The sequence below is a fragment of the Streptomyces sp. NBC_01506 genome, from assembly GCF_045040295.1.
Lineage (GTDB): Bacteria > Actinomycetota > Actinomycetes > Streptomycetales > Streptomycetaceae > Streptomyces.
The window spans coordinates 8,732,669-8,756,932 of the sequence record NZ_CP109422.1 but is presented as its reverse complement, the minus strand read 5'-3'; the positions used below and the strand labels follow the sequence as shown (position 1 = coordinate 8,756,932).

Here is a 24,264-nt window from a genome sequence, read left to right as displayed (position 1 = left end):
CCCCAGCGCTGCGCGCTGGGGAATCAAACCGCCGCGCGTCGCTCGGCGGGAGCGGGGGCGCTTCGCGTCCCCGTGAACCCCGTTGCTTCGCAACGGGGTTGCCCCCGCTTCGCGGGGGCCGGCCCTTCGGGCCGTCAGATCCCGCGCTTCGCTTGGGATCTGGAAAGAGACTGCGGGCGCTGCGCGCCCTTGTGGCAGGTCCGCTTCGCTCCCCTGCCCGGTCTTTCCGGCTTCGCCTCCAAGCCCTTATGGCCCGCTTCGCGGGCAAGCTGGCTACGAGGGGCGGGGGGCGTCTTGTGGCGGTTCATCGGCACTGACTCCTACCGCTCGTGTCCGTACCGAAGATTGGCTTTATCGAGCAGTAGTGACGTCACCTGTTGATGAGTTTGGGAGGCGCCCCGAACCACGGTCGGGTGATGTTGATGAGTTTGGGAGGCACGAGGCTCTTACCAGGACAGGGGTTCGCGGCTACCTGCCCGATCTGGTCCAGAACTGGCGGGGCGCGAACCCCTCGCGCCGCAGCCAGTGCTCGGTATAGACGATTCGCTCGGCCTCGATCACGATGAGCGGCCCCAACGGGGGTTCCTCGAGGGAACGGGACCGCTCGACGTGGTCGGACTGCCAGCGGAAAGCTGGCCAGTAGTGCTCGAAATCGGGGTCGTCTTCGGACAGCACGCGAGCCTGTCCGAAGAGCTGAGCGCCTCGGCTGCTTGCCTGACCGACCAGCGGAGCGAAGATTCCTACTGACACCCGAGGGTCCGCAGCAAGGTTTCTCATCTTCGGCGAACCAGCGGCTGCGGAGAACATCACCGCGAAGTCGAGGTGGTAATACCGGACAGGAGTCGCGAGCGGCCCCTCCGGTCCGGCCGTCGCGATCACGCACATGTTCTGCGACGACAGCAGGTTGAGTATCCGCTCTTCCAGGCGCTGGGGTTCGAGTCGCTTCTTCGGGGACGGGCCGGCCAGCCACGGGTTGGTCACAGGCATGATCAAGTGTCCCATGCCTCTCCCGGGCTCTCCAGAGTTCAGACAGCACAGTCGTCGGCAGCGCCGTCAAAAGTCGGGTTCTGGCTCACTTTCCGTGGAGGGCTGACTGAGCGTGATGTCAGTGGTGTGTGATGGGATGGCCGGGCTCTGCTGCCGTGACCTGCTGGGAGCCCGTCTCGATGCCCGTGTACTCGTCTCTGACCCACGCCCTGGCCGAGGCCTTGGTCGACGTCCTGTGGTTCATCGAGGGCAGTGAAGACGAGCAGATGGATCCGGACGACGCGGTCAAGGTCCTGGAGGGCGTCGCCCACCTGGTCGGCAAGCTGTCGAGCGACCAGCGGAACGAGTTGATCGACCTGCTCGGGACGATGGCCGAAGCCGAGTCCGACCCCGCGCGGCGGGAGTTCCTGGAAGGGTTCCCGGAGGGCTTCGGGCTCCTTGATGATGCGGTCTGACCTGTGCTTCACGAGTAGAGCAAAACGCGTGTGCGCAGGAGGGCGAAGCCGGCCCGGCCGAACATCTGGCGTTTGAGCATCTTAAAAGTTACGTGGAATCTGCCGGAGTGATCATGTCTCTCCGGTGCAACCACGGACTTGGGAGATGTGTTGAGCGCCACGACGGTGCTGATGGAGAAGTGGCCGGTGCTCGGCCGGCACGAGCAGGCGGCGACCTGGCTGACGATCTGGATGGATCTCGGACGTGCGCCCCGCACGATCGATGCCTACGCCCGCGGGCTGGCCGAGTACCTGCTGATGTGCGAGCGGGAGGACGTCGACCCGGTCACCGCGAACCGCGCACATATAGCCGTCTACGTAAGGGAATTGACCTCACGGCCTCACCGTCGAGGGGCCAATGTGGTCTCGATCGACTCGGGGGCAGGACTGGCCAACGCCACCATCCAGCAGCGTCTGGTGCCAGTCCGTCTGTTCTACGACTTCCTCATGGAGGAAGGTCTGAGAGAGTCGAACCCGGTCGGCCGGGGCCGCTACACCCCGGGGCGCCAGCGGGCCGGGCAGCAGCGGGCTGGTACCGCGGCTGACGAAGCTGCCGTGGATCCCCAGTGAACAGCAGTGGCTGGGGATCCTGCAGGTCGCGCGGGAGGAGCCGGTCCGCAACCGGGTGATGTTGGCCCTGGCCTACGATGCCGCGCTGCGGCGAGAGGAGTTGTGCTCGCTACGGACCGGTGACCTTGATCCGGCCCACCGAACGCTGAGGGTGCGGGCGGAGACGACGAAGAACCGGTTGGAGCGGGTGGTGCCATACTCGGCGTCGACGGGCGTGCTGATGTCGGCCTACCTAGCCCACCGGGCCACGGTCAGCCGGGCCAGGGGGCCGCTGTTCCTTTCGGAGTCCCGGCGCAACCACGGGCAGCCGCTGGCCCTGTGGACCTGGTCGAAGGTGGTCCGCCGGATCGCCCTGGAGGCCGGTGTCCCGCGGTTCTCCACCCACACCACCCGGCACCTGTGTCTGACCGATCTGGCCCGGATGGGCTGGGAGTTGCACGCGATCGCGACCTTCGCCGGCCACCGCAACACCGATTCAACGCTCCAGTACATCCACCTGTCCGGCCGGGACCTGGCCGACAAGCTGGCCCGCGGCATGGAGCACATCCATGCCTGGCGAATACAAATGCTCACGTCTGCGGACGGCACGACGGCGGAGGTGTCGCGGTGACCGCACCACTGCCGGCCACCGCCGCCGAGGACGGGGCCGAACGCTGGTCCTGGCCGATCTCCCCGCCCCGCGACGACGCTGCGGCGGTGATGCGACCTGCCGAGGCCAGGGCCGTGGCCGACCTGGGCGTGCGCAATCTGCGACGACTGCAGTACCACGACCGACCCGTCCGCACCAGGCTGGCGCGTGATAGCGCGGCTGCTGGGCCCGCTGGAGACGGTCAACGCCGCACTGGACTCCCCGCCTACCCCGCACCGCCGACGGGCCATGCTCGATGTGGTCGCGGTGCTGCTGACGCGGTGCGCGGCGACCGGCCGGACCTTCTGGGGCTGGAGCGAGCAGGAATGGACCTACCTGCTCGGCCGCACTCAGGCCGAGTTCCGCCAGCACGCGCCCGCCTGGGCAGGCGACGAGGTCCGCCCCTATCTCGCAGCGCACGCCTACCTGCTCGGATCCTTCAACGAGTTCCACCGACTCGGCAGCTTCCAACGGCTCACCCTGGCCTGGAGGATCTTCGGACGCGACCGCGTCAACGGCGAGATCGCACGACTGCGCGCGGTCCTCGGCGCTTGGGGATACCGGCTCGGCCGGGACGAGGACACGCTGCTGCCGATGGTGGCCTGCCATCTGTTCCTGCTCGACCGCAGCCCGCATCTTGAGGATCTGGACACGGCGTTGTTCGACCGGGTCCGCCGCGACGAGTTGCTGGAGGGCAGTCGGCTGAACACCCTGCACGCGATGCAGCGGGCGGTCGCCGAGCTCGGATTCTGTGATCCTCCGCGTCCCGGCACCGGCCGCCACTCGGCGCGGGCAACCGGTGGCGCGCCGGTCTGGGAACAGTGGGCCGACCGCTGGCACACGACCTCGACGCTGACCCCGCGCGTTCGCGGCAGCGTCCGATCGAACCTGCTCAAGGTCGGCCGGTGGATCGCCGCCGAACAGCCCGACGCTGCGGATCCGGCCGACTGGACGCGTCAGACCTGCGCTTCGTGGATCGCCGCGCTGGACCGGATGAAGGTCGGCGACTACGTCCAGCGCACGATCGGTCTGGGCGACCGTCTCGGCAAGCCACTGGAAGCGCCCAGCAAGGCCGGGCAGATCACCGCGCTGTGGACGTTCTTCCGGGACTGCCAGGAATGGGAGTGGCTGCCCCGCCGCTTCGATCCACTGCGCGCTGGCCATCCCCCGCAGCATCACGGCCCTCCTCGGACCCGATCCCAGAGTGATCGCCGACGAGATCTGGGCGAAGCTGTTGTGGGCCGGCCTGAACCTGGAGCTCGCGGATCTGCCGCAGACCCGATCCGGGCATTTCTACCCCTTCGAACTGGTCCGCGCCGTCACGCTGACCTGGCTTTTCTCCGGCCAACGCAGTGACGAGATCGCCCGGTTGAGGGTGGGCTGCATCCGCTGGCAGCACGACGGGGCACCGATTGCCGGCGACTCGCAGCAGGTCCTGGCCCGCGACGTGGTCTGCCTGCTCGACGTCCCGACCCATAAAACCGGCTCCTCGTTCACCAAGCCGGTCGACCCGATCCTCGGCCAGGCCGTCGACGCCTGGCAGAGCATCCGCCCCGACCAGCCGAAGTTCACCGACCGCCGAACCAGCGAGCTGGTCGACCCGCTGTTCGCCATCAGGGCCCGCCGCGTCTCCACCAGCTACATCAACAACACGATGATCCCGATGCTCTGTCGCAAGGCCGGAGTCCCGGCCGCCGACATCCGCGGCAACATCACCAGCCACCGGGCCCGGTCCACCATCGCCAGCCAGCTCTACAACGCCAAGGAACCGATGACGCTGTTCGAGCTGCAAGCCTGGCTCGGACATCGGTCCCCGCAATCCACCCAGTACTGCGCGAAGATCACGCCCAACACCCTCACGAAGGCATACACCGAGGCCGGGTACTTCGAGCGCAATGTCCGCACGGTCGAGGTCCTGCTCGATCGCGACGCCATCACCTCCGGGGCAGCGGCCACCGGTGAACCCTGGCAGTACTACGATCTCGGTCACGGGCTGTGCTCTTACTCGTTCTTCGAACAATGCCAGCACCGGATGGCCTGCGCTCGCTGCGACTTCTACACACCCAAGGAATCGACGAAAGCCCAACTCGTTGAAGCCAAGGCCAACTTGCAGCGCATGCTCATGAGCATTCCGCTCACCGAGGAGGAACGCGCCGCCGTCGACGACGGCCAGAGCGCCCTCGACCGGCTTCTCCAGCGCCTCGCAGAGGTGGCCACCCCAGCCGGCCCGACCCCGAACGAGCTCCGCGCCGAACCCGGCCGACCCCTGCCACTGACCGTCCGATCACCACCTGACTCCACCGACCGAAAGTGCTGCTGACATGCGACCCGACCTCTTCACCATCGACTTCTCCGGCCCGGGACAACTGAGCACCATGGCCAGACCCCGTGGCAATGACTGGCTCGAAGACGAAATGGCCGCGCTGAAAGACTGCGGCGTCGATGTCTTGGTCTGCGCGCTCACCGACCCCGAACTCGACGAACTCGGCCTCGCAGACGAATCCCGGACAGCCATCACGGCCGGGCTGCAGTTCGTCGCCATCCCCATCCCCGACCGCACCGTCCCCGACCTCACCACGATCCTGCCCGCCCTGCACAGACTCGCCGAACAGCTACACGAAGGCGCACACGTCGTCGCCCACTGCCGAGCTGGCATCGGACGCTCATCCCTCCTCGCCGCCGCACTCCTCATCCTCAACGGCGTCGATCCCGACACCGCCTGGAACCAGATCGAACGAGTTCGCGGGCTCGCCGTCCCAGACACAGCCGAGCAACGAGAATGGACGATGGACCTGCGCAAATATGCATGATATTGACAAATCAGATTCCACAGAATGATTCGGTTGGCGTGACCTTCGACGACGCCTGAGCTCCAGGGCAGGGTGAGGCTGGCGATGACTGCATCCCGGTCACGGTCGATGCCTGCGGCGAGTGTGTGGAGGCCGGGAAGGTTGTCTCGCCGGACGGCATCGAGCCACTGCGGCAGCCGTTCGCCCTGGCGTTCTGTGAGCATCTGGCCGAAGGAGCGGACGTGGCCTGTGAGTGCGTCCAGCTCAGGGCAGTGGACCAGAACTGCCTTGAGCCGAAGGTGTTCCGTCTCGGTGAGGGTCTCCGGCCGGCGGAGGATCCATCCGGCGACGACCCGGGGTGACGGTGGCCGAGCCGTGACGCGGCCCGGCGAGAGCCGCTTCTCCCGGAAATAGGCGCGAACCCGCTGGTAGCTGCCCTGATAGCCAAGCGGCACGATCTCCTCCCACACCGTCCAGGCGTTCGTGCAGCCTTGGTTCCAGCGGTCATCCAGGTAGGGCTTGAAGGCGTCGAGTTTGGATGGCCGGCCCTGCCACTGCCCGTGGAACAGGTCCTCCGGGGTGGCTGCGTGTGATCGAGGTCGGTGGTGGCGGCCAGTGCGTAGGCGGTGCGGATCCGGATCGGAGGAGACTTCGGCGAGCGTGTCGGCACGGTAAGGGTGGCGGGTATCGGCAGCGATCCGGATCAGGAACGGCACGGCAAGCACGGCGGCCGCGTGCATGTCGTTGGCGCACATGCCGTTCACAACACCCGTTCCGGTGCGAACGAGCAGGCCGCGGGTGTGGAGCATCTGGATGGCCTCCCTGACGTGATACCCCTGCGGGAAGTTCTCCCAGGGGACTTCGTCGAGCAGGAATCCGTCGTTTGTGGGAGGGCGGAGTGCCGGGCCATGTGCGCGCCGTTGTCCGGCCCGCACGGGATGGCCCGGCCCCGCCGTCTACTCCGCCGACTCGCCACGGCCTCACTTGGCGAGTCCTTTCGGTGATCCGTCAACCGTCTACTGGGACGGGAAGTTCGGTGATGCTGAGGGCGAAGTCCAAGTTACCCACCCCGTGGTTGGCGAGGCCCACCGTGACCACGCCCGCTCCTTCCAGCCAGTGCGCCATTTTCAGGCTGCCGACGTCCAGCGGGCGCAGCCCGAGGCTCTCGACGAACGCCTTCACACTTACCTTGGCCTGCGTACTATCGCCGGCGATGAAGACGTCGGGCCGGCCTTTCTCCAGGACATGACGGAAGACGGTGTTGAACGCCTTCACCACACTGGCGCCGGCTGGGGCCACCTTGGCGGCTTCCTGCGCGATCGAGGTCTCCTCGTGATGGGCCAGCCCATCGAACGTGGCATTGAAGGGATTGCTGATGTCGACGATGACCTTGCCCGCGAGAGCGTCTGCGTAATGGGCGATGACCGGCACGACGCCGTCGTGCAACAGGGCCACGATGACGATGTCCCCGGCCGGGGCGGTGCCCCATTTTCCCGTCGTGGTGCCGCTGCCGAGAGCTTTGGCCAGGTCAGCGGCCTTGGACTGATCGCGGCCCATGACTTCGACGCTGTTGCCGCCCGCTACTGCCCGCACGCCGATGGTGCGGGCCATGTTCCCGGTGCCGATGATGCTGATGTTGCTCATGAGATGTCCTGCCCTGGTCGGGTGTTGTTCGGTTCAGATGGCGGTGGTGCCGCCGTCGGCGACGAGTTCCATGCCGTTGACGTAGCTGGAGTCGTCGGAGGCGAGGAAGAGGGCGGCGGTGGCGATTTCGTCGGGGCGGCCCATCTTGCTGCGGGGGATGAGGGACTCGAACTGGAGCTTGGTGGCCTCGTCGAAGAGTTCTTCCTGCTTGGCGGTGGCGACCTGGCCGGGGGTCAGGACGTTGACGCGGATGCGGCGGTCCTTGAGCTCGTTGAGCCAGACGCGGGCCCATGCCTGCTGGACGGCCTTGCTGCCGGCGTAGACGCTCCAGCCGGGGAAGGCGCCGAGGGAGGCGTTGGAGCCGGTCATGAGGATGGAGCCGCCGTCGTTGAAGAGAGGGAGGGCCTTTTGGACGGTGAACAGGGTGCCGCGGGCGTTGAGCCCGAACCAGGTGTCGAACTGGGCCTCGGTGATCTCGCCGAGCGGGGCGGGCTCGCCCCCGCCGGCGCTGGCCCACAGCACGTCGAGGCTTCCCTTCTCCCGCTTGACGGTGTCGTACAGGCGGTCCAGGTCGTCCAGGTTGGCGGCGTCGCCCTGGACGCCGGTGATGTTGCGGCCGATCTGCTTCACGGCCCCGTCCAGGGAGTCCTGGCGGCGGCCGGTGATGAAGACGTGCGCTCCCTCGTCGACGAACAGCTTCGCGCCTGCCAGCGCCATGCCGGTGGTGCCGCCGGTGATGACCGCGAGCGCATCATCAGCGCGTCCCAGCAACTGTTCCGCGAGCAGGGCATCAACCGCACCGGCATGGACCAGCTTTGCGCCACGGCCCAAGTGTCCAAGCGCACGGCCTACCAGCACTTCACCGGCAAGGACGAACTCGTCGCCGAGTACCTGCGCAGGTTCGACCCCTCCGTTCTGTCCGGCGTGTTCGACCGCACCGACCTCACGCCCCGCGAACGGCTCCTCGCCGCCTTCGACATCCCTCCCACCACCCCCCTGTGCCCCTACATCGCCGCCGCCGTCGAACTCCACGACCCCCAGCACCCCGCATCCCAGTACGCACGCGACTACAAGAAAGCCGTCGCCGCGCGGCTCGCCGACACCGCCCGCGAAGCCGGCGCCGCCGACCCCGAACAGCTCGGCGAGCAGCTCGCGCTACTCATCGACGGCGCCGCGGCCCGCACCCGCGTCCTCGACGCCGACGCCTTCCCCACCGCCGCCGCCATCGCCGCCGTCCTCATCGACACCGCCGTCCCCGCCACAGCCAGCGATGACCGGCGACGGGAGGAAGTGTCGAGTTGACGTGCCACCAACACTCCTGGTGACGCTCACGCACGTTGCCTGGGCTCCGGCCGGGACCGGCGCCCAGGTCTCACGCCGGAACTGCGGCTGCTTCCCCCTGTGAGCTGCGCGGACCGGGCACCGTCGCCCGGATGGACGGGTCCAGATTGAGGCGGCTGTTCATGTCCAGCTCGAACCTGCCGTACGGATTGGGGCGGCGTGATCGACCGGCTGGCAAAGTGCCGGGGACGGTCCTCGGTGGTCCCAGCAACACCCCCGTATGCGCTGTCTGGCCGCACTGTCCCATCGCCCCGTGTCCGCCAGAGTCGTGGGGGTCGGCGGACGAGTCCGACGAGTTGACCAGCGGGAGGGGAATCAGCATGTCCGGAGCAGCAGTGGGGGCGCATCGCGGTTTGGCCCGACGAGGGTTCCTGGCCGGGGCCGCCGTCGTGACGGGTACGGCGCTGACGGGTGCGGCGGTCGCCGGGACGGCACGTGCGGCGGGGGCGGGGGTCGCGAACGGCGCCGGCACCGGGCCGTTGGCGTTCACTCATGTCACGGTGATCGACGGATCGGGGGCACCGCCGGCTCCTGGTATGACGGTTGTCGTCGAAAGCGGTCGCATCACCGCACTGGCCCCGAGCGCACGCATGCGGCTGCGGCCGGGGACCCGTACGGTCGACCTGAGCGGCAAGTACCTGATGCCGGGGCTGGTCGAGGCGCACACCCACAGCGACGGCCCGGAGGCGGTGGTTCCGGCGCTGTACGCCCTCGCCGGGGTCACCACGGTGAGGGAGATGCGGGGCCAGCCGGTCCATCACGAGTGGCGCGAGAAGATTCGCAGTGGTGCGCTGCTCGGCCCCCGCTGGGTGGTCGGCAGTCCCATCGTCGACGGCACGCCGTCGATCTGGGCGGCGGACGTGGGTCCGACCATCGAGGTGGGCGACGCGGCCGGGGCCCGGCGTGCCGTGCGTCAGGTCAGGCGTGAGGGTGCGGACTTCGTCAAGGTGTACTCCCGGCTGTCCCGCGAGGCCTACTTCGCCATCGCGGACGAGGCGCGGCGCCAGGGCATCCCTCATCTGGGGCACTGCCCGGACACCGTACGGATCGCGGAGGCGAGCGCGGCCGGTCATCGCAGTATCGAGCATCTGCACGCGCTGCTCCTGGCGACCTCACGGCATGAGAAGGAGATACGGCGCCGTCTGGCCGCTGTACGGATCGACCCGGGCGACGCCAGCAGCCTGTCCCGGTATCGCAGTTGGTTCCAGCAGGTGCATCCTCTCGAGTGGCGGGCGGTGCAGGGCTACGACCGGGACCGGGCGGATGTCCTTTTCCGGAGTCTGGCGGCCGGGGGGACCGCGGTGGTGCCCACGCTGAGCGTGCACCGCACGCTGGAGATGCCGGGCGACGTTGTGTCCCGGGCCGAGGAGTGGAAGTATCTGCCCGCCTGGCAGGTGGAGAGCTGGCCGGACCAACTGGCGGCCCTGACCGGTGGGCGCACTGCCGAGCAGGTGCGGCGGATCCGCCGGATTTTCGCGCACCGGCTCCGGCTGGTGGGCGAGTTGCACGGTGCGGGTGTGCGGCTGGCGGCGGGCACCGATACCGGCACGGGATATCTCGTTCCGGGCTTCGCCCTCCACGACGAGCTGGCGTTGCTCGTGGCGGCCGGCCTCACTGCGGCTGAGGTTCTGTGCGCGGCCACGCGGGACGCGGCCCGCGTCCTTGGTCTGTCCGATGTCGGTACCGTGGCCCGTGGGCAGGCTGCCGATCTGCTCGTCCTCGACGCCGATCCGCTGCGTGACATCCGTAACACCCGGCGCATCCACGGCGTGGTCGTCGACGGCAGGTGGATCCCTCCGGAGGAACGCCGCCGGCTGCTCGTGGGGGTGGAGGAGGCCGCCGCAGCCACTGCGCCGCCTCAGGAGGGGGTGGCGATGACGGGCTGCGGCTGCGGGGGACATCCCTGACAGCCTTCCGGCGGCGGCGAGTAGGGTGCGGCGGTACGTACGGGTGGCCGGTACGACGGGGGAACGATGCGGCGCTGGGTGAAGGTTTCTGTGGTGGCTGCGGCCGTGCTCGCTCTGGGCGGTTATCTGGCCGCGCCGTCCGTGCGGGAGTGGCTGTTGGTCCGTCAGGCGTGCGACGGCGCGCTGCCGCGCGATGTTGTGAAGGGGCTCACGCCGGTGGACGCCCGCCTGGAGTCCGCGGAGTCGAAGCGTAGGCAGGCGCTCGGCTCCTACTCCTGCACGCTCACCTTCGACGGCCACAACGTCTCCGGGGAACGGACCGTGACGATGTCGGCGTCCACCCGGCGTGATGAGCAGGACCGGGCGTTCATGGCGGTCTTCACCCTCGATGGGTTCGAGGACCAGAAGCCGCTGCCGGGGAGTCTGCCCGGTTTCATCGACGAGTACGGCTCCATACGGTTTCTCGTGCCCTGCCCGGATCTCGGCAAGGACGGGCAGGGCCGGCCGCGCAAGCTGATGGTGCAGACCTACATGGGGCGGGACATTGCCACCGAGACGCCGGGGGCCGCGTACCGTATCGCTGTGGCGTTCGCCAACTCGGCGTCGGACAAGGTGGGTTGTGGTGCCGAGGCGATCGAGCCCCCGGAGAAGGACGTTGCGCCGGCCAGTGACTTGGATGGTGTGCCGGCGGTCCCTGTGGCCGAGGCGGCGGGCACGGACTGTGCCTGGGTGTCCCGGGCCGGGCTGCCCAAGGGCGGCGACTGGCGGATCAGGGTGGGGGCGAACAGCGCTGCCCCGACCGGGCGTTGCGAGCTGACGTTGGGGGGTGGGGACGGGTCGTCGGGGGGCCGCTCGGTGCTCGCCTTCGTGTCCTGGTACGGCGACTGGAGCAACCGGCTCACGGCGTACGACAACGACGGCAGGCCCCGGCCCGGAACCGCGAGCGCCCGCTGCGACGGTGAGGGGGCCAACTACGCCGTCAGCGGTTCGGATGACATCCCCGGGGTGAGCGCGGCGGCCAAGGAGCGGATGTTCGAGGAGTTCGCGCGGGACGAGGTCCGCCGCCACGGCTGCACGGACCTGCGGTTCCACTCCTGACACGGCGCGATTACCTGAGCCACAGGCCCCGGACGTAGAAGTCGTCCATCAACTGCCGCATGGCGGCCGCTCGCCGGTCGGGTACGTGGCGTTGCTCGGCCCATCGGTCCAGCACGGTGAACATCTGGTCGCGGCCGTCCATCAGATCGCCCCGTGGGGGGCCGGTAACGGGCCGGGCGGCTATGTCGCCCACCGGGAGGCGGGTCTTGATCTGTTTGCCGGCCGGGCGGAACGTGCCCCGGGTGTGTGCGCGTACGGACCGGTCGAAGGCGTCGAGGTCGGGGATCGTGCCGTCCCTGGTGTGGTTGGCGCGGTGTTTCATCAGGGTGCCGACCCGGCCCGCGAGGTCCTGGAGGTCGTTGTCCGGCCAGGCTGTCGGTCCCGATCGGTCGTCTGGGGAGGGGCGGTAGTCGGGGTCACCGCCGTCGTCGGTCAGCCGCTCCAGGTAGGCGGCCAGATTGGCGCGTTCGGCGTCGTAGAGAACGGCGAACGCCTCAGGGTCCTCGGTGAGTTCGGCCACCAGGGTCCTCATGTCCGTGTCCGCGTCGTAGTCGCCGTACTCGAATCTGGTGTGCACCTCGCCGGGCGCGAGGAAGCGGCCGAGTTCCGTAAAGCCGTTCATGTCGGGCAGGGCCTCGTTGGGCAGGGCGATGGGGCCGGTCGCGTCACTGGTGCCCAGGTCGTCGGCCCGTCCGGCGTCCACGACGTACTCGGCCAGCATCCGCGCCACCCCCGGCGCCAGTCCCGCCGGGATCTCCTGGCCGCTCAGGGCCGCTGCCACCGCGTAGGCGCTGCGGGCCTGCGCCGCGGTGTGCGGCTTGCCGGGTGCTGCGGCGCGGGTGCCCGCGTCCACGACGCGGCCGAGCACGCGGGCCCCGTCGCCGCACACCGTGTCGTGTGCCAGCAGATGTGCCGCGGACGAGATCTTGTCGAGGTCGTCCCCGGGATCCAGAGCCTTCGTGGCCGCTGCGGGGTTGTCGGCGAGTGCCCGGACCGATGGGGGCACCTCATGGCACTTCTCGCCGTCCTCGTCACCGGTGACGGCCACCACGACGGCGACGGTGGCCGCCACCAGCACGGCGAACGCCGTTCCCACCAGGAGGAGTTGGTGCTTCCTTGCTCGGGGCAGCCGGCCTCGGAGCCCCGGACGGGCGGCAGGACTCTGCGTGTCACCGCCGTCGCCGTTACCGTCGCCGTTGTTGCCGTTTTCCCCGGTGCCCCCGATACGCATCCGGCAAGACTAGGGCCTGACGTGTCGGACCCTGCGGACGGTCGGCTCCCCGTCGCAGGGTCGGTACGGAGCCCCTGGCGGAGCCGACTATCGTTGCTCGGCATGATCGGTACCGGGGTCGACATCACGGCGGAGTTGGTCCGGGACCTGTTGCGGGAGCAGCACCCCGATTTGGCCCATCTTCCTTTGCGGCTGGGTGCGCGCGGGTGGGACAACCAGGTGTGGCGGCTCGGCGACAATCTCGCCGTTCGGCTGCCCTGGGCGACCGGGTCCGCGGACGAGCTGCTGCGCAAGGAGTACGCGTGGCTGCCTGTCCTGGCTCCGCGGCTTTGTCTGCCGGTCCCTGTTCCGCAGCGTATCGGTGAGCCCTCCGAACGGTTTCCGCGTCCCTGGCTTGTGACCACCTGGGTGGCCGGTAGTCCTGCCGACAGCGTCCCGGTCACGCGGGCGGCTGAGGCGGCCGGCGCGCTGGCTCGTTTCCTGACGGTCCTTCACCGACCCGCGCCGCAGGGGGCGCCTGTCGGCCGTCTCGGGCGCGGGAGGCCGCCGGCCGAGCACACCGGGCAGTTCGAGAGGCAACTCGCCTCGGCCACCGGGCTCGGGCTGATTCCTGATCCGGAGGCTGTCCGGGCGGTGTGGGAGGACGCCGTCAGCGCGCCCGCGTGGCAGGGCCCGCCGCTGTGGCTCCATGGTGATCTTCATCCCGCGAATGTTCTGACGGCGGACGGCACCTTGTGCGGTGTGATCGATTTCGGGGATCTCTGTGCGGGCGACCCCGCCTGCGACCTTGCCGCTCCTTGGATCCTGCTGCCCGAGGGGGCGGCGCCCGGTTTTCACCTGGCCTACCGGCCGGCCGCCGATGCCGCGACGCTGCGCCGGGCGCGCGGCTGGGCGGTGCTGCGTGCCCTCGCCGGCATTCTGATCGGGGAGGACGGTGACCGGGGCCGTCCCAACGGGAAGTCCACCTGGGGTCCGCCGGCCCATGCCTCACTGCGCCGTCTCCTCGCGACGGCTCGCCCCGCCGGCCCGGGTGGCGTGTGATCCGGGGCGGTGAGTGCTCGGCGACGGCGCGGTGGCCGCGCGGAGCGGGGAACGCGGCGCGGCGTGCCGTGCCGTGTCGTGGGGGTGGGTGGATGGGTGGATGGGTGGGTGGGGGCTATTCGATGTGGCCGGTGGTGGGGTCGACCTGTGCCAGGAAGTCCCGGGCCGACTGCTCCAGTTCCCGCGCGCTCAGGGCTGTGGCCGGCCGTACCGCGGAGGTGAAGCCGTATCCGGGGTGGGGGCCGGACAGCCAGGTGAAGTCGTAGGTGCCTGGTTCGCCGGGGCGTTCGGTGACCTCGAACGTCTCCCCGTCGACCGTCAGTGTCCGGTTCTGTGTGCTGTGTCTGTCCATGGCGGTGAGTCTGCCCGGTCCTACGCGTGCTTCATTCTGTTCTGCGGATAGGCTATGGGCTCAGGGCTTGCCGGGGGTTTTTCGACAGGGCGGACGGATATGGCGGGCGCGGGCCGTGCGGATCAGCGGGAGGCCGTCCAGCGGGAAGCCGTTGACGCGGTTGTGCGTGCGCTTGAGCTGCCGGCGGGTTCACGGGTGCCCGAGCGGGGGCTCCGGACGCAGGTGATCATGGCGACCGGGTCGGGGAAGACGAGGGTGGCGGTGCGCAGCGCGCGGGAGTTGCGTGCGGGCCGGGTGCTGGTGCTCGTGCCGGGTCTGGATCTGCTCGCTCAGAGCGAGGCCGGGTGGCGGGAGGGCGGGCGTGGGGGGCCGGTGGTCGGGGTGTGCTCGCTGCGGGAGGGGGAGGCGGGTTTTCCCTGTACCACGGATGCGGGCGAGTTGGTGGAGTGGACGGGGGGCCTGGAGAAGGTCACGGTGTTCGCCACGTACGCCGCGGTGGGTCTGGGCACGCTGGAGCGGGCGCATGCGGCCGGTCTCGCGGGCTGGGACCTGGTGGTGGTGGATGAGGCGCACCGGGTGTCCGGGCGGATCGGGAAGCCGTGGGCGGTTGTCCATGACAACGCCCGTATTCCGTCGTTGCGCCGGCTGTACATGACGGCGACGCCCCGGCTGTGGCAGGTGGACGAGGACGGTGAGGGCGGTGAGGGCGGTGCGGGTGTGGCGGGTGTGGCGGGTGTGGCGGGTGTGGCGGGTGGGTTGGTGGCGAGTATGGAGGACGATCCTGACGGGCCGTTCGGCGGCAGGTGTTACACGCTGACGTTGTCGGAGGCGATCGACCGGGGGGTGTGTGCGCCGTACCAGGTGGTGTGTGTGGATATCACCGATGCCCGGCTTCAGGCCGCGCAGCTCCTGGGTGTGGAGGGGCGCTCGGACCGGGTGCGCGGGGCCCGGCTTGCCGCGTTGCAGACGGCGTTGGTGAAGGCGTCGGCGCAGGAGGGGTTCCGGCGGACGCTGGTGTTCCATCATGTGGTGCGGGAGGCCGAGGCGTTCGCGGCCGGTCTGCCGCGGGTCGCCGCTCAACTGCGTGCCGGTGAGCCGCGGTTGTATCCGCGCGAGGTCTGGGCGCAGTGGTTGTGCGGGGAGCACGGGCCGGTTCACCGGCGGCGGGTGCTGGACGAGTTCGCCGCCGGGGTCGCGGCGGACGGCACGGTCGTGGAGAAGTGCTTTCTGTGTTCGGTGAAGGTGCTGGGTGAGGGTGTCGACACCGTGAACTGTGATTCGGTGTTCTGGGCGGATGTGCGTGGTTCGATGCCGGATCTTGTGCAGGCGGTGGGGCGGGCGCTGCGGATGCGGCCGGGTGAGGGCAAGGTGGCGTCGCTCGTGGTGCCGGTTCTGCTCGGGCCGGGTGAGACGGCCGACAGCATGCTGACGTCGCGGGCGTACGGTGGGCTGGCGAAGCTGCTGGAGGCTCTGAGGGCGCACGATGCCCGGGTGGTGGAGCAGTTGGCGGTGCGGCAGGTTCCGGGGGTGTACGCCCCCGTTAGGGAGGGTGCGCGGGGGCGGGGTGGGCTGTCGGGGCCGGCCCGGCGGTTGCTGAGGTTCAGTACGCCGCGTGATCCGGCTGTTCTGGCCGCGTTCATCAGTTTGCGGGTGGTGGATCCGGAGCGTGAGCACTGGCGGCGTGGGGTGGAGGCGGCTGTCGTCTACGCCCGCGTACACGGTGATCTGCGTGTGCCGTTCACCTTTCGTGTCCCGGCCGGGGGTGGGCGGGTGGTGGGGGCCGGGGGGTGGCCGGCTTCGCTGTCCGGTTTTCCGCTGGGGCAGTGGATCGCCGATGCCAGGCGGTTGTGTGCCCAGGGGGAGTTGGGTGAGGAGCGCGTGGGGCAGTTGGAGAGACTCGGCATGGTCTGGAGCCGTCTCGATGTCGCGTGGCAGGAGGGTCTGGATGCCGCGCGTGGGTGGGCGGCGGAGCACGGGCATCTGCTGGCGCCGCTGGACGCCACGTACCGGGGTGTGCGGGTGGGGGTCTGGCTGAAGAACGCGCGGGCGGCTGCCCGCAGGGCTGTGGACAACGAGCGGCGGCGTGCCGGTGGTCTGCCGGTGGTGCCGGTGGTGTGGGCGATGCCGAGGTGGCGGCGTGAGCAGTTGGCGCAGATCGATCCGTCGTGGTGTCCGGCCTGGCCGGTGGAGTGGCAGCGCTGTTTTCACCTGGTCCGGCTTCACTTGGGGCAGGGCGGGGCGTTGCCTCTGTCGCCGGGCGTGGTCGTGCGCCAGGGTGAGGATCTGGGGCGGTGGGTGCGGTCGGTGCGGCTCGGGTGGGACGGGCTCACCGGTGTGCAGCGGTGGATGTGTGAGCAGGTGCTGGGGGTCGGGCCCGCGGGTGAGGGCGAGAGGCCGGGGGTGCGCCGTACGCAGGCGGACAGGTGGGCTGCGCATCTCGCCGCGGCGCGTCGGTACTACGCGCGTGAGGGGCACCTGCGGGTGCCGAGGGGGCATGTGGAGACGGTGCTGTCCGGGGACGGCAGTCAGGTGCGGTTGCGGCTGGGGGCGTGGGTGGGCAACCAGCGCAGCAGGGCTGCTTCGTTGTCGCCGGAGCGGGTGGAGCGGTTGTCCGAGGTCGGGATGCGGTGGTCGTGAGGGGTGTCGTCGGCGCTGTGGCTGTCGCGCTCGCGGGGGTCTGCGGCGGGGGTTGTGGCGGGGGTCTGCGGTGTCGTACGGCTTCTTCGCCTGCCGGTCGGTGGCCCTGTCGCTGCCCGGGGTCCGCGTACGGGGCCGGCACCCGGCCCACCTGTCCGGCCACCGCCCGCGCGCGCCAGGCGTCCGGTGTCCCGGGGGCGTTGGCCGGCGTGGGCGCGAGGGACTCGGGGCGCAGGATGTGTACCGGGCCGTGAGGCGTCATCGCTTCGAGGGGTGCGCCGGCGAGCGGGGAGCCGTGGACGGCGATCAGGGGCGTACCGTCGCCGTGGCCGGATGCAAACCGGCTGTGGCGCGACCGCGTGCGCGTAGTAAGCGACTTTTTCGACCTGGTGGTGCCGGTCGTCCGGGCCGCGGTACAGGGGGCTTGTATCGCCGCTTGCGGCAGTGACCGGCGGTGCGGACCGGACGTGGTGGGCTTGCTCATGCGGTCTCCCGGCTCTCGGCACTTTGCGTCGGGGACCGGTCCGGAGCCTGGGTGACGGTGCGTCGGCCGGGTGCGGGGCGGTGGCGCACCGGCTCGGGCGCGCGTTGCGGCGCTCTGGTCTGCGGTGAGGTGTTCGGGCGGCCGGCAGTCCGCGGGGCGGGCCGAGGTCCGCGGTGTCGCCGGTGGGCACGCGTCACCGGCCGGGCGGGCGCCCCCTCTTGGACGACAGCGTGTCGCCTCCGTCAGCGGTGGCGGGCGCCGGGCGCCGGGCCGGCTCGCCGTCCGGATCGGCCCCGCTCCCCCGGAGTCGGCGACGTCGGGTACGGGCAGGGGTATGTCGCCCGCTCGGCCGCGGGGCGCGGGCCGTCGTGCTGACAGCCGTGGGGGCGGGGGGGGGTGTCAGGTGCGGGTTTTCTCCTGTCGGCGGCACGGGGGTGTCCGTTCGGGCAGTGTGTTCTTCCCGTGGTGCCGGGTGGTGGGGGTCTTGGGGCGGCGGGCGGTCAGGGCGCGGATCCGGTCGGTGAACCCCGGGTCGGGCAGGGGCAGGTCCAGGTCTTCGTCGACGTAGCCGACGGCGGCGGGTACGTAGTCCAGGAGGGCGCGCAGGGCCGTGGGCCATTCGGTGACGGCGTCGCGTCCGGCGTTTCTCAGTGCGTTGATCAGGCGCAGGGTCGTGGGCAGGATGGTGAAGTCGGTGAGTGCCGCCTGGTCGAGCACGGTGGTGATGCCGAAGGGAACGCCGGGGGCAGGGGTGCCGGGGCCGGCGGGCGGGGGTTGTGTGTGCGCGGGCGTGGGTGTCGCGGTGCGCTCGGCCTGGGTGTGCCACCAGCGGGCTTCGGTGAGTTCGCCGCGGGCGAGGTGGTGCAGGTGGAGGCAGTAGGCGGCGGCGGCGTCGCCGTCGCCGGCGGCGTACTGCCACCAGTCGCGGGCGGCTTCGTGGGAGCGGGTGAGCCGCAGGATGCAGCCCAGCACGCGGGCGCCCTGCGGGTCGGGGAGGGGCTGGGCGAGGACGAAGGCGTCGCCCAGGACGTCCAGGGCGGTGGAGGCGACGACCGTCTCGCACAGGGTCCGCAGATCGCGTGCGGCGGTGCGTTCGTCCCGTGTGGCCGGCTCGGGCGGTACGGGGAGCGGCAGCGAGCGGGCGATGCGGGCGGCCAGGCGCCGTTCGGCGGCGTCGATGTCGGCCTGGGTGTAGGGCTCGTGGACCAGGCGGGCACGAGAGAGCAGGTCCTCAATGTGCGAGGTCATCGGTGTGTCCCTCCGTGGTGCGGTCCGGGTCGAGGATCGCCGCCAGGCGCAGCCTGGCGTAGCGGGCGGTCGAGCGGACGGTGGCGGCGGCGATGCCCAGTTCGTCGGCGATCGCGGCGGGGGTGAGGTCGTGGAGGTGGAGCAGGACCATGACGTCCTGCTGGCGGTCGGTGAGTTCGCGGAACGCCCGTAGCAGGGTCAGGGATTCGGTCAACTGGCCGATGGGGTCGGTCGTTTCGCGCAGGGCGGCGGTGTCGAAGGCGGCCGCGTCCAGCAGGGGCCGGCGGCGGCGGGCCTTGTCGTGGTCGTGGACCTGGTTGCGCAGGATCTGCCACGCGTACGCCTCGTGGTTCTCGCTGGCCAGGACGCGGTGCCATCGGCGGTAGATCCGTTCGAAGGCCGCGTCGGTGGCTTCTTCGGCGTCGGCCCAGTTGTGCAGGAACGACTTGGCGTAGCGCACGTAGCCGGGCCGGTGCATCTGGTGGAACGCGGCGAAGTCCAGGGGCAGGTGGTGGGGGTGGCGGGGCATCGGCGTGGCGCCGGGGGTGCGCGGGGTGGATTCTTCGGTCACCGGCCGCCGCTCCCTTCGTGGTGATGGCGGTTCATCTCCGTGACGCCGGCGCGTACGCCCGCGGCGGCCATCCTGCGCAGCAGGGCGACGGCGTCGCGTCCGAAGACCCGGACCGCGACAGCGAGCATGGTCACGTCCCCGGCGAGTTCGATGGTCATCGGCTGGTGGATTCCCCTCCTGAGGCAAGACGGGCCCGGTGCGCGTTCCCCCCAGAACGAGGGCCCGGGAGTGCGCTGTTGTGCGCCCTCCACCGAGATGACTGCCGGGCGTCGTGATGTGTGCACGGGCAATGCGAGAAAGAACTACGCAGGGCGATCCCCTGGGGGCGAATATCTGTTCGCGTGCGCGATTCGGTGCCAACACCCTCCGGGTGGTGTCTTGTTGGTCTTCGCTGACCTGCGTGCGCGTGAATTGGACCAGTCCACTTCGTGGGTTTGCGTGAAGAAAGCAAACGGCCGTTCCGGTGGGGTGTGGTTCATGTCACACAGTTGTGGCGCGCCTGGAGGGCGGCGGCGGGAGTGTCCGGGAACTCCGCGGGTGACGCCCGTTCCGCGGGGCCGGTGCGAAGTCGGCGGCGGCGTCACCAGGTCCGGGGGCAGAGGTGGGCCCCGGTGCGTTCTCGGTGGAACGGGTGTCTGCTGCGGGCGCGCCCGGCCGGATCGACGGCTGCGACGCTCCCGTGATGTCAGAACATTTCATCTTTCTCTGGTTGTTCGTCAACTCCAGTGCGTTTCGAGGGTAGTGGGCTCCGCCGCTGTGCCGGTGCGGGTGTTACGGGCGGGCTCTGGTCGCGAATACCCATCGGTTGCCCGCCAGGGCGTCGTCGGGTTCGGGCAGGGGGCCGCGGCCGTGGTGGCGGGTGAAGTCGAAGGGGGTGCGGACCGAGGCGGACCAGCCCCGGTGTGTCAGACGGCCGGCGGAGTCGGGGCGTGGCCGGGTGTCGAACAGGCTGAGCAGGTCGATGCCGATCTGGCGGGTCGTGGAGGTGTAGAGCGGGCTGTCGCGGTATTCCAGCAGGTCTCTGTCGAGCTTGACCTCGAACGCGAGAGCGCTTCCCCGGGTGCTCAGCCGGTCCACCGTGTCGATGAGGTTGGTCTCGGCGGCGGGGGGCAGGTAGAACATCAGCCCTTCCGCCAGCCAGACGCTGGGCTGGGATGTGTCGAAGCCGGCGCCGGCCAGTGCCGCGGCCCAGTCGGCGCGCAGATCGACCGGGACAACGACGCGCGCCGCCTTCGCGGTGGCCGACAGCGCGTGCAGCACGGTGTGTTTGAACGCCAGCACGCCGGGCCGGTCGATCTCGAAGACCACACGGCCCGGCGGCCAGTCGAGGCGGAAGGCCCGTGAGTCCAGGCCCGCGCCGAGCAGGACCACCTGGCGGGCGCCGCCGGTGTGCACCGAGCGCAGGAGGAAGTCGTCGAGGACCCTCGTGCGCAGGCCGAAGTAGCGTGCGAAGCGCCCCCACAGCGGGTTCGCGTCCCCGTCCTGGGCCTGCTCGATGCGTACCGGCCAGCCGGCGCACGCCGGTGCGGCGCGTACGAAGTGCTCCGCGTAGAGGTCCTGTGCCAGGGTGTCGTGGCGGTGGGTCTCGATCGCCCGTGCCGCGGCCACCAGGAGAGCGGTCAGTCCGACACCCCCTGCCACGCCTTCCGCACCTTCCGCACCTTCCGCACCTTCCACGCCGGTGGTCCCGGGCGTTGTGCCGGTCACATGTCCTCCCTGGGACGGTTCTGGATGAGCTGGGGAGCTGGGGAGCTGTGCGGTCATCCGCCGGGGAGCAGGACGGGTTTGATCACGCGGCCCGCGTCGCAGTCGCGTTCGGCCTCGTTGATGTCGGCGAGCGGGTAGGTGCGGATCAGCTTGTCGAAGGGAAAGAGCCCGGCCTGCCAGAGCCTGGTCAGCCGGGGAATCAGCAGTCCGGGCACCGCGTCCCCTTCGCAGATGTGGGAGATCCTGCGGCCCTGGTCCAGTGCTCCCGGCTGAAGTGGCAGCGCGGTGTTCAGCCGGGCCACCAGGCCGAGGTGGCCGGTCGGGCGCAGGGCCCGCAGCGCGTCGTTGATCAGGCGGGGCGAGGCCGTGGTGTCCAGGGCGTACTGTGCGCCGCCGTCGGTCAGCCGCCGGATGCGGCCGGGCAGGCCGGTGGGCGCGGCGTGCAGTGCGATCGCGCCGAACCGCTCGGCGAGGGCCAGCCGTTCGGGGTGCCGGTCGACGGCCACGGCCGTAACTCCGGCGGCGGTGGCCGCCATCACCGCGGCCAGGCCCACCGCCCCGGCGCCGAAGACCGCGAGGGTGTCGCCGGGTCCGGCGGCGAAGGAGTGGAAGACGGCTCCGGCGCCGGTGAGGAAGCCGCAGCCGAGCGGTCCGAGGAGTTCGAGGGGCAGCGCGGGGTCGGTCCGCACGGCGTTGCGGGCCGGGACCAGCGCGTACTGGGCGAACGAGGACTGGCCGAACCACCGGGGGGCCAGCGCGTTGGCGGCCGTGCCGGCCAGCCGTGCGGTGCTGCCCGGGCGCCCGGCGTAGAGGTTGAGTGAGGCGAAGGAGTCGCAGTAGGCGGGGGCGGCGTTCAGGCAGGTGCGGCAGTGTCCGCAGGAGTCGAAGCTCAGCACGACGTGGTCGCCGGGGCTCAGGCCGGTGTGCGCCCCGCCGGTGTCGACCACGACCCCGGCGCCCTCGTGGCCGAGGACCGCCGGCAGCGGGGAGCGGCCGGCCGAGCGCCGGACGGCGAGGTCGGTGCGGCACATCCCGCAGCCCGCGATCCGCACCAGGATCTCGCCGTCGGCCGGCCCCGCGTCCAAGGTCACCTCCTCGAGGGTGAAGGGGCTGTCGTACGCGCGCAGTACCGCCGCGGTGAATCTCATCGTCATGCCGTGCGGGGGCGGTGGACGACGAACGGCCTGAGGTTCCCGTAGAGGCCCCACGGCCCGCCGGCGACGCCGACGCCGCTGTCCTTGGTGCCCGCGAAGGGCTGGGCGAGGGACAGTTCGGCGTGGTGGTTGATCCATGCCGTCCCGCACTCCAGTTGGCCGGCGACCTCCTGGGCCCGGTCGAGGTCGGTCCCCCATACCGAGCCGCCCAGCCCGAAGCCGGTGCCGTTGGCCGCCTCGACGGCTTCGTCGAGGCGCGTGTAGGGCAGGACGGGCAGGACGGGGCCGAACTGCTCCTGTGTCACCACCGGGCTGCCGGGCGGGACGTCGGCCAGGATCGTCGGGGCGTGGAAGTGGCCCGGCCGCTTCGGGCGGTGGCCGCCGGCGGCGATCCGGGCGCCGTCCGCCAGGGCGCGGGCCGTGTAGTGCTCGACGCGGGCCAGTTGGGGGGCGTTGTTGACCGGGCCCAGCCGGGTGCCGGGGTCGAGGCCGGGTCCCACGACGGTGTCCCGGGCGCGTTGTGCGAGGGCTTCGACGACCTGCGGGTAGAGGCGGGCGGGGGCGTAGACGCGTTTGACCGCCATGCAGACCTGCCCGCAGTTGTGGAACGCCGCCCAGAACAGCCGGTCCGCGATCTGTTCCACGTCCGTGTCCTCGAGGAGGATGGCGGCGTCGTTGCCGCCCAGTTCCAGGGTGACGCGGGCGAGCGAGGTGGCCGCGCCCCGGGCGACGGCCCGGCCGGTGGGGACGGAGCCGGTGAAGGTCACGTGCCGGATCCCTGGGTGGGCGGCCAGCCGGGCGCCGAGGGGTTCACGGCCGGTGACGACCGTCAGTACGTCCCGGGGCAGGGCGGTGGACAGGACCGATCCCAGCAGCCGGGTGGCCAGGGGGGTCAGGGGTGAGGGTTTGAGGACCATCGTGTTGCCGGCGGCGAGGGCGGGTGCGAACTTCGCCGACGCGAGTTGCAGGGGGAAGTTCCAGGGGACGATCGCGGCGACGGGCCCCAGCGGGCGCCAGTGGATCTCGCTGTCGACCGGCCGGCCGTCGGTGATCGGCCGGGGGCCGGGGGCCAGTGCGGCGAAGTAGCGCAGGCGCGCCGCTGTGCGGGTGACCTCCGCGTACGACTCGGCCAGGGGTTTGCCCTGTTCACGGGTGAGGAGGGGGGCGAGGTCCGTCCCGGCCGCCTCGACGGCGTCGGCCGCCGCGAGCAGGGCGGCGGTGCGGGCTGCGGGATCCTCGCGCCAGCTCCGCCAGGCCCGGTGGGCGCGGGTGACGACGGCGTCGAGTTCGTCCGGGTGCTGGTCGGGGGCTTCCCCGAACGCCTCGCCCGTCGCCGGGTCGTGGACGGCGAGGCGCGCGGCACGGGGCCCGGGCGCGGCGCGGGCCGTGGTGGGCGTGCGGCCAGGTCCGTTCGTCGCCATGGCGGCGATCAGCCCGCGGCGGCGGTGGCGGTGGTGTGTTCGTGGGCGTGGCGGTCCATCCGGGCCCGGAAGGCGGCCACCAGCTCCGGCCGGATCCTTCCGGTGGTGCGGTCGCCGCCCTCGCAGACCGCGCCGCGCACTCCCACGATGTCGGTGCCGATGCGGGTCAGGGTGCCGAGGTCCTCGGCTTTCACACTGCCCGCGAGGGCGGCGAGCAGACCGGCGTCGTGGGCGAGGCGGACGAACCGCTCGCAGACGTCCGGGCCCACGTGGTCGAACAGCCGGGTGCCGTCCTTGACGGCGGTGTCGAGCATGGCCGCGTCGGCGCCGGAGCGGCGGGCGATGTCGGGCAGGGCGAGGGGGTTGACGCTGCCGATCCGGTGGGCGTCGGCGTAGCCGGAGGCGACGACGAACGCGTCGTGCCGGTAGTCCTTCACCGCCCGTACGACTGCGCGCATGACGTCGACGCCCTGTTCGGGTGTGGTGCATCCGTAGAGGCCGACCTTGATGTAGGTGGCTCCGGAGACGGCGGCGCCGAGGGCGGCCTGGGCCACCGTGCCGGGCTTGTACGGTACGTCTCCCACGGTGGCGGACACCGGTGTGCCGGCCGGGATGGTGTCGCGGATCTGCCTGATGATCCAGGGGAAGTTCGCGCCGAGTGACCCTTCGTCGGGCTTCTTGACGTCGACGATGTCGAGATGGTGTGCCGCTTTCGCGCAGTCGAGGGCTTCCTCGACGCTGTCCGGGGAGATGAGAAGCAACAACGTGGACTCCTTCCCCCGCATGCTCCACCCGGCCAGGAGGCGGGTGTGCGGGGTCGCCTGGGTCCCTTTCGGGTCCGCTCATCATTGCCGTGGCCCGGGGGCACCGGTAGAGCGTGCGAAGTGCGGGCGGGGACTGCCGGGGGGTCCTCGGTGCGCCGTGCGCGCCGGGTTGAACCGGCTCCCGCCCGGCCGCGGG

At 70.7% G+C, this 24,264-nt stretch carries 23 protein-coding genes; 11 read left to right on the top strand and 12 right to left on the bottom strand.

Going from position 1 to position 24,264, the window contains the following annotated elements; translation table 11 throughout:
* Window positions 1-468 precede the first annotated feature (468 nt).
* The gene (locus OG329_RS39295; protein WP_405791471.1) at window positions 469-987 is read right to left on the bottom strand and encodes a pyridoxamine 5'-phosphate oxidase family protein; all 519 of its coding nucleotides are present in this window, start codon (window positions 985-987) and stop codon (window positions 469-471) included.
* Between the two features lie 179 nt (window positions 988-1,166).
* Between OG329_RS39295 and OG329_RS39290 the strand changes: the two genes are divergently transcribed.
* From OG329_RS39290 to OG329_RS39265, 6 genes are all read left to right on the top strand, one after another.
* Window positions 1,167-1,442, top strand: a complete 276-nt coding sequence (locus OG329_RS39290) for a hypothetical protein (RefSeq protein ID WP_405791473.1) — start codon at window positions 1,167-1,169, stop codon at window positions 1,440-1,442.
* 150 nt (window positions 1,443-1,592) lie between these two features.
* Entirely contained in the window at window positions 1,593-2,051 is a 459-nt protein-coding gene (locus tag OG329_RS39285; RefSeq protein WP_405791475.1) for a site-specific integrase, read from the top strand.
* Window positions 2,052-2,109: 58 nt separating this feature from the next.
* Window positions 2,110-2,661, top strand: coding sequence for a tyrosine-type recombinase/integrase (locus OG329_RS39280; protein WP_405791477.1), 552 nt, complete (start codon window positions 2,110-2,112; stop codon window positions 2,659-2,661).
* A gap of 267 nt (window positions 2,662-2,928) precedes the next feature.
* Entirely contained in the window at window positions 2,929-4,035 is a 1,107-nt protein-coding gene (locus OG329_RS39275) for a hypothetical protein (RefSeq protein WP_405791479.1), read from the top strand.
* Between the two features lie 19 nt (window positions 4,036-4,054).
* Complete coding sequence (locus OG329_RS39270; protein ID WP_405801597.1) at window positions 4,055-4,999, top strand: hypothetical protein; 945 nt, start codon at window positions 4,055-4,057, stop codon at window positions 4,997-4,999.
* Window position 5,000: 1 nt separating this feature from the next.
* Entirely contained in the window at window positions 5,001-5,489 is a 489-nt protein-coding gene (locus OG329_RS39265; RefSeq protein ID WP_405791481.1) for a tyrosine protein phosphatase, read from the top strand.
* Between the two features lie 987 nt (window positions 5,490-6,476).
* Here OG329_RS39265 and OG329_RS39260 read toward each other — a convergent pair.
* A complete protein-coding gene (locus OG329_RS39260) occupies window positions 6,477-7,112 on the bottom strand; it encodes an NADPH-dependent F420 reductase (protein ID WP_405791483.1) in 636 nt (211 codons plus the stop codon).
* A gap of 33 nt (window positions 7,113-7,145) precedes the next feature.
* Complete coding sequence (locus OG329_RS39255) at window positions 7,146-7,829, bottom strand: SDR family NAD(P)-dependent oxidoreductase (RefSeq protein WP_405801598.1); 684 nt, start codon at window positions 7,827-7,829, stop codon at window positions 7,146-7,148.
* Window positions 7,830-7,943: 114 nt separating this feature from the next.
* Here OG329_RS39255 and OG329_RS39250 point away from each other — a divergent pair, with 114 nt between their 5' ends.
* The 3 genes from OG329_RS39250 (at window position 7,944) to OG329_RS39240 (ending at window position 11,458) form a co-directional block, all read left to right on the top strand.
* Entirely contained in the window at window positions 7,944-8,414 is a 471-nt protein-coding gene (locus OG329_RS39250; RefSeq protein WP_405802231.1) for a TetR family transcriptional regulator, read from the top strand.
* A 359-nt stretch (window positions 8,415-8,773) separates the two neighbouring features.
* Window positions 8,774-10,360 carry an amidohydrolase family protein gene (locus OG329_RS39245; RefSeq protein WP_405791485.1) on the top strand — a complete coding sequence of 529 codons (1,587 nt, stop codon included), beginning with the start codon at window positions 8,774-8,776 and terminating at the stop codon, window positions 10,358-10,360.
* Window positions 10,361-10,453: 93 nt separating this feature from the next.
* A complete protein-coding gene (locus OG329_RS39240) occupies window positions 10,454-11,458 on the top strand; it encodes a hypothetical protein (protein WP_405791487.1) in 1,005 nt (334 codons plus the stop codon).
* A gap of 10 nt (window positions 11,459-11,468) precedes the next feature.
* Here OG329_RS39240 and OG329_RS39235 read toward each other — a convergent pair whose 3' ends face one another.
* The gene (locus OG329_RS39235) at window positions 11,469-12,689 is read right to left on the bottom strand and encodes a hypothetical protein (protein WP_405791489.1); all 1,221 of its coding nucleotides are present in this window, start codon (window positions 12,687-12,689) and stop codon (window positions 11,469-11,471) included.
* A 102-nt stretch (window positions 12,690-12,791) separates the two neighbouring features.
* On the opposite strand from OG329_RS39235, the gene OG329_RS39230 reads away from it, so the two are divergent.
* A complete protein-coding gene (locus OG329_RS39230) occupies window positions 12,792-13,730 on the top strand; it encodes an aminoglycoside phosphotransferase family protein (RefSeq protein WP_405791491.1) in 939 nt (312 codons plus the stop codon).
* 115 nt (window positions 13,731-13,845) lie between these two features.
* On the opposite strand, the gene OG329_RS39225 is transcribed toward OG329_RS39230, so the two are convergent.
* Complete coding sequence (locus OG329_RS39225; RefSeq protein ID WP_405791493.1) at window positions 13,846-14,082, bottom strand: hypothetical protein; 237 nt, start codon at window positions 14,080-14,082, stop codon at window positions 13,846-13,848.
* A gap of 54 nt (window positions 14,083-14,136) precedes the next feature.
* Between OG329_RS39225 and OG329_RS39220 the strand changes: the two genes are divergently transcribed.
* The gene (locus tag OG329_RS39220) at window positions 14,137-16,719 is read left to right on the top strand and encodes a Helicase associated domain protein (protein ID WP_405801596.1); all 2,583 of its coding nucleotides are present in this window, start codon (window positions 14,137-14,139) and stop codon (window positions 16,717-16,719) included.
* An 883-nt stretch (window positions 16,720-17,602) separates the two neighbouring features.
* Here the strand turns inward: OG329_RS39220 and OG329_RS39215 are convergent.
* The 7 genes from OG329_RS39215 to OG329_RS39185 form a co-directional block, all read right to left on the bottom strand.
* The gene (locus OG329_RS39215; protein WP_405791497.1) at window positions 17,603-18,451 is read right to left on the bottom strand and encodes a hypothetical protein; all 849 of its coding nucleotides are present in this window, start codon (window positions 18,449-18,451) and stop codon (window positions 17,603-17,605) included.
* Window positions 18,435-19,022 (bottom strand): RNA polymerase sigma factor, encoded by a 588-nt coding sequence (locus OG329_RS39210; protein WP_405791499.1) that lies wholly within the window; start codon window positions 19,020-19,022, stop codon window positions 18,435-18,437. Before OG329_RS39210 ends, OG329_RS39215 begins: the two co-directional genes overlap by 17 nt.
* Window positions 19,019-19,180 (bottom strand): hypothetical protein, encoded by a 162-nt coding sequence (locus OG329_RS39205; RefSeq protein ID WP_405791501.1) that lies wholly within the window; start codon window positions 19,178-19,180, stop codon window positions 19,019-19,021. Before OG329_RS39205 ends, OG329_RS39210 begins: the two co-directional genes overlap by 4 nt.
* A gap of 613 nt (window positions 19,181-19,793) precedes the next feature.
* Complete coding sequence (locus tag OG329_RS39200) at window positions 19,794-20,663, bottom strand: SAM-dependent methyltransferase (protein ID WP_405791503.1); 870 nt, start codon at window positions 20,661-20,663, stop codon at window positions 19,794-19,796.
* A gap of 119 nt (window positions 20,664-20,782) precedes the next feature.
* Entirely contained in the window at window positions 20,783-21,877 is a 1,095-nt protein-coding gene (locus OG329_RS39195; RefSeq protein ID WP_405791505.1) for an NAD(P)-dependent alcohol dehydrogenase, read from the bottom strand.
* 2 nt (window positions 21,878-21,879) lie between these two features.
* Complete coding sequence (locus tag OG329_RS39190) at window positions 21,880-23,304, bottom strand: aldehyde dehydrogenase family protein (protein ID WP_405791506.1); 1,425 nt, start codon at window positions 23,302-23,304, stop codon at window positions 21,880-21,882.
* An 8-nt stretch (window positions 23,305-23,312) separates the two neighbouring features.
* Complete coding sequence (locus OG329_RS39185; protein WP_405791508.1) at window positions 23,313-24,089, bottom strand: (5-formylfuran-3-yl)methyl phosphate synthase; 777 nt, start codon at window positions 24,087-24,089, stop codon at window positions 23,313-23,315.
* Window positions 24,090-24,264: the final 175 nt, after the last annotated feature.